General features: G+C 69.1%; 13 protein-coding genes. 7 read left to right on the top strand and 6 right to left on the bottom strand.

The window, feature by feature from the left end; translation table 11 throughout:
* Positions 1–8: 8 nt before the first annotated feature.
* Both OHA40_RS13830 and OHA40_RS13825 read left to right on the top strand, forming a co-directional pair.
* On the top strand, positions 9–554 hold the full coding sequence (locus tag OHA40_RS13830; protein ID WP_330233449.1) for a VOC family protein: 546 nt from the start codon (positions 9–11) through the stop codon (positions 552–554).
* Positions 547–1,350, top strand: a complete 804-nt coding sequence (locus OHA40_RS13825; RefSeq protein WP_330233448.1) for a MerR family transcriptional regulator — start codon at positions 547–549, stop codon at positions 1,348–1,350. The genes OHA40_RS13830 and OHA40_RS13825 overlap by 8 nt, the downstream gene beginning before the upstream one ends.
* Positions 1,351–1,579: 229 nt before the next feature.
* Here OHA40_RS13825 and OHA40_RS13820 read toward each other — a convergent pair whose 3' ends face one another.
* Genes OHA40_RS13820 through OHA40_RS13810 form a run of 3 tightly spaced genes read right to left on the bottom strand, consistent with a single transcriptional unit; the run spans position 1,580 to position 6,444 of the window.
* Positions 1,580–4,078 carry a serine/threonine-protein kinase gene (locus OHA40_RS13820; RefSeq protein ID WP_330233447.1) on the bottom strand — a complete coding sequence of 833 codons (2,499 nt, stop codon included), beginning with the start codon at positions 4,076–4,078 and terminating at the stop codon, positions 1,580–1,582.
* Positions 4,079–4,084: 6 nt separating this feature from the next.
* Positions 4,085–5,068, bottom strand: a complete 984-nt coding sequence (locus tag OHA40_RS13815) for a glutamate ABC transporter substrate-binding protein (RefSeq protein WP_330233446.1) — start codon at positions 5,066–5,068, stop codon at positions 4,085–4,087.
* Positions 5,065–6,444, bottom strand: a complete 1,380-nt coding sequence (locus tag OHA40_RS13810) for a hypothetical protein (RefSeq protein WP_330233445.1) — start codon at positions 6,442–6,444, stop codon at positions 5,065–5,067. Before OHA40_RS13810 ends, OHA40_RS13815 begins: the two co-directional genes overlap by 4 nt.
* Positions 6,445–6,731: 287 nt before the next feature.
* Between OHA40_RS13810 and OHA40_RS13805 the strand changes: the two genes are divergently transcribed.
* Positions 6,732–7,418 (top strand): NUDIX hydrolase, encoded by a 687-nt coding sequence (locus OHA40_RS13805; RefSeq protein ID WP_330233444.1) that lies wholly within the window; start codon positions 6,732–6,734, stop codon positions 7,416–7,418.
* Positions 7,419–7,427: 9 nt separating this feature from the next.
* Here OHA40_RS13805 and thiE read toward each other — a convergent pair whose 3' ends face one another.
* Positions 7,428–8,126 (bottom strand): thiamine phosphate synthase, encoded by a 699-nt coding sequence (gene thiE, locus OHA40_RS13800; RefSeq protein WP_330233443.1) that lies wholly within the window; start codon positions 8,124–8,126, stop codon positions 7,428–7,430.
* Positions 8,127–8,183: 57 nt separating this feature from the next.
* On the opposite strand from thiE, the gene thiO reads away from it, so the two are divergent.
* The 3 genes from thiO (at position 8,184) to OHA40_RS13785 (ending at position 10,256) form a co-directional block, all read left to right on the top strand.
* Positions 8,184–9,257 carry a glycine oxidase ThiO gene (thiO, locus tag OHA40_RS13795; RefSeq protein ID WP_330233442.1) on the top strand — a complete coding sequence of 358 codons (1,074 nt, stop codon included), beginning with the start codon at positions 8,184–8,186 and terminating at the stop codon, positions 9,255–9,257.
* On the top strand, positions 9,254–9,472 hold the full coding sequence (gene thiS / locus OHA40_RS13790; protein ID WP_330233441.1) for a sulfur carrier protein ThiS: 219 nt from the start codon (positions 9,254–9,256) through the stop codon (positions 9,470–9,472). Before thiO ends, thiS begins: the two co-directional genes overlap by 4 nt.
* Positions 9,473–9,551: 79 nt before the next feature.
* Positions 9,552–10,256, top strand: coding sequence for a thiazole synthase (locus tag OHA40_RS13785; RefSeq protein ID WP_330234162.1), 705 nt, complete (start codon positions 9,552–9,554; stop codon positions 10,254–10,256).
* A 106-nt stretch (positions 10,257–10,362) separates the two neighbouring features.
* On the opposite strand, the gene OHA40_RS13780 is transcribed toward OHA40_RS13785, so the two are convergent.
* Complete coding sequence (locus tag OHA40_RS13780) at positions 10,363–10,836, bottom strand: DUF6194 family protein (protein WP_330233440.1); 474 nt, start codon at positions 10,834–10,836, stop codon at positions 10,363–10,365.
* Positions 10,837–10,920: 84 nt separating this feature from the next.
* Here OHA40_RS13780 and OHA40_RS13775 point away from each other — a divergent pair, with 84 nt between their 5' ends.
* Positions 10,921–11,655, top strand: coding sequence for a MerR family transcriptional regulator (locus tag OHA40_RS13775; protein ID WP_330234161.1), 735 nt, complete (start codon positions 10,921–10,923; stop codon positions 11,653–11,655).
* 117 nt (positions 11,656–11,772) lie between these two features.
* Here the strand turns inward: OHA40_RS13775 and OHA40_RS13770 are convergent, their stop codons facing one another.
* A complete protein-coding gene (locus tag OHA40_RS13770) occupies positions 11,773–12,654 on the bottom strand; it encodes an alpha/beta fold hydrolase (protein WP_330233439.1) in 882 nt (293 codons plus the stop codon).
* Positions 12,655–12,701 lie beyond the last annotated feature (47 nt).

The raw sequence follows: 12,701 nt of genomic DNA, 5'->3' as shown, positions 1-12,701 counted from the left end.
TGCAATGCATGAGTGAATTCTTCAACGCGTTCGAGATGAGCCCCATATCCGAGCGAGGTCCGGAGGCGGTTGCGTTAGAAGTGTTTCGCGGCATCTACGCGATGCCGACGTTCGTGACGATTCCGACATCCGACCTGGCGGCGTCAACGGACTTCTGGGTGCGAGGGCTCGGCTTCATCGAGCTGTTCAGCGTTCCCGGACAGGTGGTCCACCTGCGCCGGTGGGCGTTCCAGGACGTACTGCTCGTCCCCGCGGCGGCGGGCCCCGAAGAGACCGATGTGCCGCCGATGAGCGTGAGCTTCGCGTGCGTGCTGAACGAGATCGATCGCCTCGTCGAGGCGTGTACGGAACTCGTGCCCGACAGCGTGACCGGACCGCGTGATACTCCGTGGATAACTCGCGACGTCGAAGTGATCACCCCCGAACGGGCGCGGGTCGTGTTCACCGCGGCGAAGCAGTTTGATCCTGACAGCCAGGAGGCACGCGATCTTGCATCGGTCGGGATCGTCCCCCCTGACACAGCGGGTGAAAGTCACACTGGCGTTCATGGCTGATCGCGAGTTCGATGACGGTGTCATGGTGGGCGCGGCCGCCGAGCTCGTGGGGGTGACCGTCCGCACGTTGCATTACTGGGACGAGATCGGCTTGGCGTCGCCTTCGGTCCGCACCACGGCGGGGTATCGCCGCTACACCGACGCAGACCTGCAACGTCTGCACCGAATCGTCGCCTATCGGGAGACCGGGCTCGGGTTGGATGCGATCCGCGAAGTGCTCGATGACGCGACCGCGAAGATCGGCGCCACCTTGTGTGAGCAGCGTTCCCAGCTCGCCGAGCGGATCCATGACCTGCAACAGCTCGACGAACGCCTGGAACGGATGACCGAGGCGCACGAGCGCGGCATCCTCCTGAGCGACGAAGAACAGTCGGCAACGTTCGGGGCGGACTGGGACCCACGCGGGTCCGGGCAGGCCCGCGTTGTCTGGGGAGATTCCCCGCAGTGGGCGCAGTTCGCCGAACGCTCCGCTTCCCGCACGCGGGAACAGTGGCAGTCGCTCTCTCACGCGATGTCCACGCTCCAGCGTGATCTGGGCGATGCCCTGGACCAGGGCATCGCCCCGGGCAGTCCAGAGGCGAACACGCTCGTCGAGCGCCACCGCGAGGTCTTCTCCAACTTCTTCCCGCTCACACGACAGATGCAGGTGTGTCTGGGCCGGATGTTCGATTCCGACCCGGGCTTCTCCGCCCACTACGACGGCATCCGGGTCGGGCTGGCCTCCTGGTTCCGGCAGATCATCGACGAGTCCGCTCGTACCCACGGGATCGACCCCGACACGGCCACCTGGCAGTAACCCGTAACCACATCAGTTCCCCCAACGCCCGGTCGCACTGCGCTCGCGGCCGGCGTTTGTGGCATGCACCGTTTTCGGGCATGCCAGACTCTCTCGAAGCACGCGGAGGTGCTCCTGACCCACGGCAACGCTCGTCTGACCGTCCACGGCAGGCGATTGATCATCCACACCGCTCTCGGAGACCACGCCCTGATCAGCCGACTGCTATCAACGTGATGGCCGGGTACAGCTAGATCCAGCTTTTCGCGCGAATCGCGTTGGCCAGGTCGACGAGCGCGTAGCGGTGTTTGCGGTTGGGCGCGCCGCGGGCAAGGGCACGCAGCCCCGCCTCGGTGCCTGCCCTCAGTTCCCGCTGGGTGAACGGCGCGCCGAACAGCGTCGCGTCCGGGCGCTTGGGCGTGTTGCCCGCCTGGAGCCAGGCCAGCGCCGCGCCGAGGACCAGCACCCGCATCTGCACCGCACGACTCTCTCCTCTCGGCAGACTCTGCACGCGCGACGCCGAGATGTGCAGCGTGAACTCATCGAGTTCGGCCACCGGTGCGGCGGTCAGCATCAACAGGACGGCGGTCATCCGCGCGGTGGTGAAACACCGCGACGCCGCGGGCACCGCGTCGAGCGCCTGCACGGCCTCGGTCACCCGGTCATTCGCCGCCAGTTGCCTGGCCAGGCCGAAGGCGGCGCTCACCACGGTGCGGTCGGTGCGCCAGACGGTCTCGTACGTCTTCTCCGCGTAGGCGCGCCATTGCTCGGGATCCGGCGAATCCCAATGCTGAAGAATGAGTTCGGCAGTGGCGGCGAGCGCGAGCTTGGGAGCGATCTCGCCGGGAAGCACCCGGAAGACCTCGTCGAAGTTCGTGAAAGCGCGCTCGTACTCCCGGTCGAGCAGTTCGGCCATGCCGCGATACCAGCTGACCCGCCATTCCCGCTCGGGTAGGCGCGCGAGCAGGTCCAGCACGACGGCCGACTCGCGCAGGTCGATCCGCACTCTGGCCTCGGCGAGCGTGAGCTCCAGGTCCAGGCTCTCCGGGGCGTCGGCCGGATCGGCGTCGGCCCGCTCGCGTGCGTTCCACAGCGCCTCGAGCGCTTGACGCGGTTCGGGATGCACCGCGGCCGCGAGCAACGGCGCTGATGGCTCGGCCGGGTCCAGCAGCGGAATCGGCAGCCCCGCCACCACATCGAGGGCGTCGAGCCGGCTGCTGCGGGAGCGGCCGTCGGTGTAGGCGTCGGTCTGGCTGATCAGTTCCTCGGTGCCGAAGCTGCCGCGCGGCGGAGTGAAGACGGCGGACAGCTGCGGGTGCTCGTTATCGGACTCCAGCGCGAGGATTTCCCGCAGCACTCCCGCCAGTTGCGTGGCGATCGCCCGCGCGGAGGGGAAGCGGCGTTCCGGATCCGGGTCGGTCGCGCAGAGCAGCAGGCGATAGAAGAATTCGTAACGCGCCAGCACCGGCTCATCGGCGGGATCGGGGATGCCATCGAGATAGCGTCCGTGCTCCGTCGGCACATGCAGGGTGAGTACGGCCAGCGTGCGGCCGACGGTGAAGATGTCCGAAGCGATCGTCGGGCCCGTCTTCGCGATCTCCGGTGCCTGGAACCCCCTGGTGCCGTAGAGGTTTCCGTACGCTCCGATGGGGGCGACCGCGCCGAGATCGATCAGCTTGACCTGGTCCGCGGTGACCATGATGTTGTCGGGCTTGAGGTCGTTGTAGCTCAGACCGGTCGAGTGCAGGTACTCCAGCGCGGGGAGGATCTCCAGCAGGTAGGCGATCGCCTCGGCGACCGGCATGCGCTGCGGGCGTTCGTAGTTGTCGAGGATGTCGCGGAGCGAACAGCCGCTCACGTACTCCATGACGATGTAGCCGACGGGTATGCCGTGGTCGTCGGTGTGCTCGACGAAGTTGTAGATCTTGACGATGCTGGGATGCGCCACCTCGGCCAGGAATTGGCGTTCGGCCATCGCCACCGCCTGCGCTTCGGCGTCGCCGGCGTGCAGCAGTCCCTTCAGCACCACCCAGCGGTCGCTGACATTGCGGTCGATCGCCAGGTAGATCCAGCCGAGCCCACCGTGGGCCATGCAGCCCTGGATCTCGTACTGCCCCGCGACCATGTCGCCCGCGTGCAGCGTCGGCCGGAAATCGAACGGGGCCGCACAGACCACGCAGGTGCCCGCCGTCGTCGCGGGCCGGATCGGTGTCGCCCGGCCGACCGGTTTGCCGCAGCGCCAGCAGAACCGCCTGCCCTCGGACACAACCGGGTCGGCGAGCACGGCGTCGGGTGGATCGACGGACGGCACCTCCGGAATCGGCACCAGGCCCGCGCCGAGCCGTCGCACGGTCGGACGGCTGTGGGCGGTACGCACGCTGCGTCCCGTGGTGCGCAGCGGCACCGACGCACCCGGGTCCCATTTCGTCCGCCCCGCAGCTTCCTGCTCCACGGCGGATGTCTCCGGCAGCTCAGGGGCGAGCTCCGTGGCGGGGCCTTCGTCCGCGGTAGCGCCGCCGACGGACTGCCTACGGGTTGCGTTCGGGTCCTCTTCGCCCGCCTCCGAGCCCGGATCGGCTGGCTGCTCGGCCGCGCTCGATGTTTCGCCGCCCGGCCGCTGCGGGTACGGGGCCGGATCGTCGGTGCCCCCGGCCGAACCGGTCGACCCGCCCTTGAATACCTCGGCCGAACCCGGCTGTCCCGTGGCGGTTTCGTCTGGTTCGGGATCCGAGGCGGGCCGGGTATTCATCTCCCGTCAATCCTGATAGGTCGGAGTGGGTGGAGCGGGAAGCGGGCCGAGCACGGTGAGATATTTCTGGTACAGCCCGGCCCACGTGCCGTCGTTGCGGATGCGATCCAGCGTGCCGTTGACGAAGCGGACGAGATCGTCCTGGCCCTTGGGGATGCCGATGCCGTACGGCTCCGCGGCGATGCTGCCGCCGACCAACTCGGTGTACGGGTCTTGCGCGGCGAGACCCGCGAGGACGGCATCGTCGGTGCTGACCGCGTCGACTTGGCGCTGCTGCAGGACGACCAGACAGTCTGCCCAGGTAGGGACGGTGAGGATGGTCGCGGCGGGCTGGTCGCGGCGGATGTGGTCCAGCGAGGTGGTGCCGGAGACGATGCACACCCGCTTACCCGCGAGATCGGCCAAGCTGTCGATACCGGAGTTCTTCACCGCGAGCACGCGCTGATTCGCATGCAGGTAGACGGTGGAGAAGGCGACTTTCTCGCGCCGTTCGCAGTTGATCGTCATGGTCTTGGCGACCAGATCGACGGTGTGGTTCTGCAGGGCGGTCTCGCGCTCGGCCGAGCCGAGGCTGCGGAATTCGATCAGGTCCGGGTTGCCGAGCAGGTCACGGGCGACCTCCCTGGCGATGTCGGCGTCGAAACCGACGATGGAGCCGGAGACCGGGTCGCGGAAGCTGAACAGGTTGCTGCCGGTATCCAGCCCGACGAGCAGCCTGCCGCGCGCCCGGATGGCGTCGATAACCGGTCCGCGCGCGGCGGCCCCCGCCCCGGTGGGGCGCAGACTGGCGGTCGGGTCTCCGCACCGCGGTGCGCTGGGCGGCGGGGGGACCGGCGAATCCGTCAGCACGGGTATGGCGTTGGCCGGCAGTGGGGCATCGGTGTATTTGGGCGTCTTGGTCTCCAGTGGTGCGCCGGAATCGCCGGCGCAACCGCTCGCCAGCGCCACCACGACGAGGACGACGACCAGAATGCCGCGCGGGGATCTCATCGGTACTCCCGAAGCCGGGGCCACATGCCGAGTCCTACATAGCCTGCCGCCAGAATGCCGAGCACCATCGCTCCTGCTCCTAGGAAGTCCAGCACGCGGGCCGCCTGGGAGATCTCGTCGCGCAGAGTGTGCCGTGTCTCGGCGATGCCCTGTTCCAGTGAACGGTCCAGCGCCTCGACCTGCGCGGTGGCGTCCGCGGAGCCAGGGCCGGTGGTCACTGCGGCCGCGCCATTGAAATCACCCTTGGCCAGCGCGTCGTTCATGCGCTGGTGCGCCACCCGCCAACGAGCCAGCGCGGGCACGGCATTGCGCACGTCGTCGGTGGCGGGCGCGGAATCGGGGTACTTGCCGATCAGATCGGCCAGGCGCTCGATACCCGCGTCGAAGGTGCGGTCGTAGTCGCCGGTGGCGTCCCTGCGCACCAGCTTCAATGTCTCCGCGGCGCGCGCCTGCTGCACCAGAATCCGGCTCTCGGTCAGCCGCGACGACGGCACCGCGCCGTCGTCGCGCGCGCCGATCATCGACGTCGCTGACACCGAGCCCGCGACGACCGTCCACGCCAGCAGGATCAGCATCGCCGCCGACGCGAGCAGGAGGCCGGGATTGAGCACCCGCCGCCAGCGCCGCGCCAGGTCTCGCTGCACCCAGACCAGCACGCCGAGGGTGAGGATCAGCAGGCCGATGGCGGGCCATGGTGGCCGCACGTGGTTGCGCTGCGCGGTGGCCACCGCGGCGGAACGGTGATTGTGCAGTTCCTCGGCCATCGGTAGCAGTGTCGTCTGCATCTGGTTGGACGCCTCGCTCAAATACGCTGCTCCGACCGGATATCCGCTGCGATTGTTCGTCCGCGCGGTCTCGATCAGACCCGAGTACACCGGCAGGCCGGTCACTATGCCGGTACGCAGCCGGGTATCCGAATCGGCTGTCGTGTTCGGCCCGACGGCGCGGTCGGATTGGGTCACCAACTCCGCGGCCGCCTCGCCCATGGCCTGGGTATAGCGATCACGCACCGTCTGCGGCTCCAGCCCGCCCGCGATGAAGGCGGTGCTCGCGGCGGCGTCGGCGATCGACAGCGAGGTATACAGCTGGTGTGCGGAGTACGCCTCCGGTTCGGTGTCGTAGAGCAGCACGTCCAGGCCCTGCTGCCGTTCGCTGACGGTCGCGGCGGTCACCGAGCCTGCGGCCAGGCACAGGCCGATGAGCAGCAGCCCGAGCGCGATCAGCCGTCCCGGGGAGGAATTGGCGAACGAACGCAGGTTGGACAAGTCGAGACGTTCGCGCACCACCGCGACGCTCAGCCCGCCGGGAACGTTGTCCCGGCCGGCGGGCGCGGACGACGGCCGGAGTTCGGCCGCCGTCGGCTCAGAGCTAGCCATGTCCACCTCCCCAGTCTGGGCCGAGTGCGCGGATTTCTCACGGTCCGATCGAACATTCGATCGCTCCGCGCATGTTGGTGCGGAGTTTATTGTGGTCGTACGGACGCTGCGGCGTGTGAAACACCCCCGGTTGGGAGCAAGAGGCGGCTATCTTGCCTTCGCTCGGGCCGGCGTGGGCAGTGGACGGACTCCGTCCGGCTGCAAACTCTATGCGGCTGCTGTTTGCTCTGCTCGACGCGGGGCAGCAGACAGACTTCACTGTCGTAGCTGGATGAGGATGGTACGAGATGCGTGGTGACGGCGACGGTTGGTCGCGTGGCCCGGACGGATTGCGGCACTGGGGCCGCTTCGGCGCCGCCGGACTGCTGCTGCGCGCTCCGCTCGCCGGTGGTGGTTCGGCGGTGCTGCTGCAACACCGCGCACCGTGGAGCCACCAGGGCGGGACCTGGGCATTGCCCGGTGGCGCCCGCGACAGTCACGAGACGCCCGAGCACGCGGCGGTCCGCGAGGCATGGGAGGAAGCGGGTATCGATCCCGCCGACGTCCGAGTGCGCGGCGCGCGGGTGACCGCGTCCGCCCTGAGTGGCTGGACCTACACCACGGTGGTCGCCGACGCGGTGATGACCCTGCCGACCACTGGCAACCGGGAGAGCACCGAGCTGGCCTGGGTCCCTGAGCCCGAGGTCGACGCCCGTCCGCTGCATCCCGGCTTCGCCGCCTCGTGGCCCACCTTGCGCGCCGCACCCGCGCGTGTGCTGCTCGCCGAGATCGACCGCGCGGTAGCCGCCGCGCTGCCCCGCACGCTCGACCTCGCCGAGCTCGGTTTCGTCTGGCTGCACTCGGATCCGGACGGACCGGGCGACGCTGCCAGGATCGTCGATGACCTCGGCGTTCAGACCACCGAGCCGACGGCGAACGGGAACACCGCGGTGGAGACCGCCCTTTCGTTCACCCGAGGGCAGCTGCTTTCCTGATGCCGGCGGCTACGCGTTCGCCAGCAGCGCCGTTTTCAGCTCCCGCGCAGCGGCCTCCGGATCCCGGGCCTCGGTGATCGCGCGCACCACGACCACCCGAGCCGCCCCGGCTTCCAGCACTTGCGGCAGGTTGTCCGCGTTGATCCCGCCGATCGCGAACCAAGGCCGGGTCGGGTGGGCGTCGGCGGTCGAGCGGACCAGCTCGGGTCCCGCCGCCTGCCTGCCCGGCTTGGTCGGGGTCGCCCAGATCGGGCCGGTGCAGAAGTAGTCGATGTGCTCGTCGATCGCGGCGAGCCCGGCTTGCGCGCGGTTGTGCGTGGATCGTCCGATCACCACATCGGGTCCGAGGATCCGGCGCGCGTACCAGGGCGGGAGGTCACCTTGCCCGAGATGCAGCACGTCGGCACCCGACGCCAGCGCGATGTCGGCGCGGTCGTTCACCGCGACGAGCGCACCGTGCCTGCGCGCGGCCGCCTTCAATTCGGCGAGCGCGCCGAGTTCGGCCCTGGCTTCGAGGGGACCGAACTTCGCCTCGCCGGGCGACCCCTTGTCTCTGAGCTGGATGATGTCGACTCCGCCCGCGAACGCCGCCTCGGCGAACCTGGCCAGATCGCCCTTCTCCCTGCGTGCGTCGGTGCAGAGATACAGACGCGCATGTGCCAGACGCTCCCGCGGCGAGGCGGGTCGATTCGGATGGGAGGGTTGCACGTCTTCGACCGTAGCCGCGCTACCGTGGGGATGCGAAATAGGAGGCAGGTGGAGCGAATGCGGACTCTGGCCGTCGTCGGTGGCGGCGCCATCGGGCTCGCTGTGGCCTGGCGCGCCGCCGAGGCCGATTGGTCGGTCACCCTGCTGGATCCGGCGGTGGCGAGCGGCGCCTCCTGGGTCGCCGGGGGCATGCTCGCGCCACTGTCGGAGGGCTGGCCGGGGGAGGAGCGAGTGCTCGACTTCGGCGCCGCCTCGCTGGCCCGCTGGCCGGAGTTCGCCGCCCGGTTGGAAGCCGCGACCGGGCTCGCTGTCTTCGTCGCCGACGAGACCATGACCGTCGCGCTGGACGCGGCCGACGCCGCCGACCTGCGTACCGTGGCCGACTGGGTCGGCGGCCGCGGCCACGAACTGCGCATCCTGGACCGCGCCGGAGTCCGTGAGCTGGAACCCACGCTGGCCCGCTCCGTGCGCGCCGCGCTGCTCGCGCCCACCGAACCCGCCATCGACAACCGCAGGCTGGTCACCGCGCTGCGTCAGGCGGCCGAGGCGGCGGGCGTGCTGGTGCGCACCGAGTCCGTAGACTCGCTGACGGAACTTCCGCACGATCAGATCGTGCTGGCGGCGGGCGCCGCGTCGGCGGAGCTGTGGCCTGAGCTGCCGGTCCGACCGGTCAAGGGCGAGATCCTGCGGCTCCGGCAGCGGCCAGGTGTGGCTCCCGCGCCGCGGCGGGTGATCCGCGCTCGGGTGCACGGCAGGCCGGTGTACCTGGTGCCGCGCGCCGACGGGATCGTGGTCGGGGCAACCCAGTACGAGGCCGGTTTCGACACCGCGGTCACCGTCGCGGGCGTGCGCGACCTGATCGCCGACGCGGAGGCGGTGTTCCCCGGCATCGGCGAATACGAGCTCGCCGAGGCGAGCGCCGGTTCCCGGCCGGGCAGCCCGGACAACCTGCCGCTGATCGGCCGGCTCACCGACCGGATCATCGCGGCCACCGGGCACGGTCGCAACGGGATGCTGACCGTGCCGCTCACCGCGGACGCGGTGGCGAGCCTGCTCGGCGGGGCAACGCTGCCCGAAGCGGAAGTCGCCGACCCGCAACGCTTTTCGACGACTGTAGGAGGAATCCGATGACGCTGTCATCCGTCCCCATCGGTGTCACGGTGAACGGCGACGAGCACGAGTTCGCCGCACCGCTCACCGTGCGTGAGCTGCTGGAACGCCTCGACCTGCCGTGCAAGGGCGTCGCGCTCGCGGTGGACGGGGCGGTGTTCCCGAAGTCGCGCTGGGACGAACCGGTGCGGCGCGGCTGGCAGATCGAGGTGCTGACGGCGGTCCAAGGTGGCTGAGGAGTCGGTCGCGGCGGGGCGCGCGGAGGCCGACGCCCCACTGCGCATCGCCGACCGCGCGTTCGGCTCCCGCCTGATCATGGGGACCGGCGGCGCGGAAAACCTCGCCGTGCTGGAGGAGGCGCTGATCGCCTCCGGCACCGAGCTGACCACCGTGGCCATGCGGCGGATCGATGCGGCGGGCGGCACCGGCGTGCTCGACCTGCTGAAGCGATTGAACATCGCGCCGCTGCCGAACACAGCGGGCTGCCGCACCGCCGCCGAAGCGGTGCTCACCGCGCAGCTCGCCCGTGAGGCGCTGGACACCAACTGGGTGAAGCTCGAGGTAGTCGCCGACGAGCGCACCCTCCTGCCGGACCCGATCGAATTGCTCACCGCCGCCGAACAACTCGTCGACGACGGCTTCGTCGTGCTGCCCTACACCAACGACGACCCGATCCTGGCCCGCCGCCTCGAAGAGGCGGGCTGCGCGGCGGTCATGCCCCTCGGCGCCCCCATCGGCACCGGCCTCGGCATCGGCAACCCACACAACATCGAAATGATCGTCGCCGCCGCGAATGTCCCGGTCATCTTGGACGCGGGCATCGGCACCGCCAGCGACGCCGCCCTCGCCATGGAACTCGGCTGCGCGGCGGTTCTGCTGGCCACCGCCGTGACCAGGGCCCATCGCCCAGAGTTGATGGCTGCCGCCATGGCGGACGCGGTCCGCGCCGGATACGCCGCCCGCCTCGCCGGACGCATCCCCAAGCGATTCTGGGCCCAGGCGTCGTCGCCCGTGTTGTGAGGTGAACCGGAGTCGCTGTGCTGCTGTCTCCGGTGCATCCGGCCCGCGTCGATCAGTGGCGCGATGCAACTCGTGGCAGACCGGACCGGTCGCGCGTCATCATTCATCAGCTGCCCGTTGACCCAGTACGCCGCTCATAGCGGGAGCGTGCGAGCTGATAGGCCGTGCGGAGCAGTCCGCGGGCGGCTTCTTCCGAGCGCCGGCCTGGATTCACTATCGCGAGCCAACCAACGGGGCCGTAGACGGGGTGTGCGATCACGGTATCGAGGATGCTGGGGTCGATGTCGGCGGCTGGTTCGCGCGGCGCGCGGCCGGTCCACTGGATGAAGGCTTCTTTTCCGGCTGCGATGTTGACGCGGAACGTATCCGGGCGTTCCAAGCGGGAGCTTTCGTCGCCGGGGTAGTTCTTCGTCACGATCGTCGCGAAGGGCTGAGTCGCCTTCGGCACGTCCCCGGTCGGTGAGTAATAGAAGAACGTGTCGCCCCAGCTGATCTCGGGTGAGCCGTCGCCGGGTCGCGGTTGCAGGGTCAGGACTCCCTCCAGGCCGGATGCGAAGCCGATGATCTCGTCGATGGTCATGTGCTCCAGCGTTTCATTAAGGTGCTTGTGGAGACTCTGAGAAGGAAGACCAGGTACAGCAGAGTGTCGACTCTCAACTCGTCGATGCGCACGGTCGATGTCGCGCGGCAGGCCGGATACTCCGTGCAGCAGATACGCAACCTCGAGCGTGCCGGGGTGCTGCCGACGGTGACGCGCACCCCCGCGGGTTATCGCAGGTACGGCGAGATTCACCTGCGTTCAGCGCTGGCCTACCGTGCGCTGGCGGTGGGGGTCGGTCCGGTCGAGGCCAAGCGGATCGTTCGTGCGGTCCATGAGCGCCCGGCCGCCGAGGTACTCGCCCTGCTCGATGCGGCGCACGCCCGGCTCGATCGCGATCGTACGGACCTCGAGCTCGCCAAGCGGGCGGCGGAGGCGATCTCCGCCGAGCCGATCGATGATGTGCGCCCGTCGGATTCGATGGGTGTCTCCGAACTCGCCGCCGCGCTGGGTGTGCGTCCGTCGACCTTGCGGCATTGGGACGCCGAGGGGCTTGTCGTTCCGGACCGCGTTGCCGCGCAAGGGGCGCGACGGTACTCGCCGGACCAGGTCCGGGATGCGCGGATCGTCCACCAGTTGCGCAGTGCCGGATACCGCATCGACACTCTCCGGACCTTGATGCCGGACTTGCCGCGCGGGAATCGATCCGAAGACGTCGCAGCCGCGCTGGACGCCAGGGAGGCCGGCATCGCGGCTCGCTCCCGCGCCCTTCTCGACGCCGCCGCCGCACTCAGTGCCGTGCTGGTGCTTGCGGCAGACGTCGTCTGGACGGACTCCGTCGCGTCACCTGCCCGACCATGATGCACACCGCGATTCCGGTGCGGGTGGACCTGGTGGAGCGGCAGCATTGCGAGATCAGCCGCGTTTCAACCCTTTCCGGCGCGGCGCGTGCAGGCGGAGACCGGATTCGCGCAGGGTTCAGGCGGATGCCCAGGAGCGGATCGCGGTGACTATCTCTTCGGACGCGTCTTCCTGAATGTAATGGCCGGCGCCGACGAGGGGGACGGTGCGATGTTGCGGGAACAATTCTTCCCACCGGCGAAGTTCGGCGGCGCGGAAGGCGACATCCTTGGTGCCCCAAACGATCAGCGCAGGTCGGTCGGTGACAGTCGGGAGTTTGCGTTCGATATCGGCGAGCAGAGCGCGGCTGGCGAGGATCTCGCGGGGAAATACGTGCACCGGTTCGCGCGAGGCGGGGGTGGGGAAGGGGCCGCGATATGCGTTCATCACGGTGTCGTCCAGCTTCGTGAGCCGGACTCCGGCCGGGATGATGCGTTCGACGAAGAAATTGTGCTGCCGGATCAGCCAGCCACCGACCGGGCCGCCGAGAAGGCGCGAGAACGCTTGCGTTCCCAGGTCGGCTTTGGGCCAGGCCCAGGTATTTCCGATGACGAAAGCGGTGAACCGGTCCGCGTGACGTGTGGCCGTGGCGAACCCGATCGGGCCGCCCCAATCCTGCACCATCAGCGTGATTTCGCGCAGATCGAGCCGCTGGACCAGTTGACCTACGATTTCGGCGTGCTCGGCGGGGGTGAAGCGGTAGCCAGATGCCGCGTAGGACAGACCGAATCCGGGATAGTCGACCGCGATGCAGCGGTAGCGGTCACGCAGGCCGATGACGATGTCGCGGTAGAGGAACGACCAGGTCGGGTTGCCGTGCAGCATCAGCAGTGGCGGTCCATCGCCTTCATCGATGTAGTGGACCCTGGCCTCGGTGAGGTCGAGGTAGTGGTCGGTGAACGGGTAGAGCTGGTCGGGCACCCAGGACGGGCGATGCGGATGCGACTCGTGTGTGGGCATGCCGCCGATCCTCCTTGTGGGTAGGCCCGTTCCGATCCGTCATCCAT

Source organism: Nocardia sp. NBC_00508 (assembly GCF_036346875.1).
Taxonomy (GTDB): domain Bacteria; phylum Actinomycetota; class Actinomycetes; order Mycobacteriales; family Mycobacteriaceae; genus Nocardia.
Note: the sequence above shows the minus strand (reverse complement) of the source record. Positions and strands in the feature narration are given on the sequence as shown.

What these genes read in the sequence shown, in the direction of transcription:
- OHA40_RS13830 (WP_330233449.1), top strand. Translation starts at nt 9, where the DNA reads ATGAGTGAATTCTTCAACGCGTTCGAGATGAGCCCCATATCCGAGCGA.
- OHA40_RS13825 (WP_330233448.1), top strand. Translation starts at nt 547, where the DNA reads ATGGCTGATCGCGAGTTCGATGACGGTGTCATGGTGGGCGCGGCCGCC.
- OHA40_RS13820 (WP_330233447.1), bottom strand. Translation starts at nt 4,078, where the DNA reads ATGAATACCCGGCCCGCCTCGGATCCCGAACCAGACGAAACCGCCACG.
- OHA40_RS13815 (WP_330233446.1), bottom strand. Translation starts at nt 5,068, where the DNA reads ATGAGATCCCCGCGCGGCATTCTGGTCGTCGTCCTCGTCGTGGTGGCG.
- OHA40_RS13810 (WP_330233445.1), bottom strand. Translation starts at nt 6,444, where the DNA reads ATGGCTAGCTCTGAGCCGACGGCGGCCGAACTCCGGCCGTCGTCCGCG.
- OHA40_RS13805 (WP_330233444.1), top strand. Translation starts at nt 6,732, where the DNA reads ATGCGTGGTGACGGCGACGGTTGGTCGCGTGGCCCGGACGGATTGCGG.
- thiO (WP_330233442.1), top strand. Translation starts at nt 8,184, where the DNA reads ATGCGGACTCTGGCCGTCGTCGGTGGCGGCGCCATCGGGCTCGCTGTG.
- thiS (WP_330233441.1), top strand. Translation starts at nt 9,254, where the DNA reads ATGACGCTGTCATCCGTCCCCATCGGTGTCACGGTGAACGGCGACGAG.
- OHA40_RS13785 (WP_330234162.1), top strand. Translation starts at nt 9,552, where the DNA reads ATGGGGACCGGCGGCGCGGAAAACCTCGCCGTGCTGGAGGAGGCGCTG.
- OHA40_RS13780 (WP_330233440.1), bottom strand. Translation starts at nt 10,836, where the DNA reads ATGACCATCGACGAGATCATCGGCTTCGCATCCGGCCTGGAGGGAGTC.
- OHA40_RS13775 (WP_330234161.1), top strand. Translation starts at nt 10,921, where the DNA reads ATGCGCACGGTCGATGTCGCGCGGCAGGCCGGATACTCCGTGCAGCAG.
- OHA40_RS13770 (WP_330233439.1), bottom strand. Translation starts at nt 12,654, where the DNA reads ATGCCCACACACGAGTCGCATCCGCATCGCCCGTCCTGGGTGCCCGAC.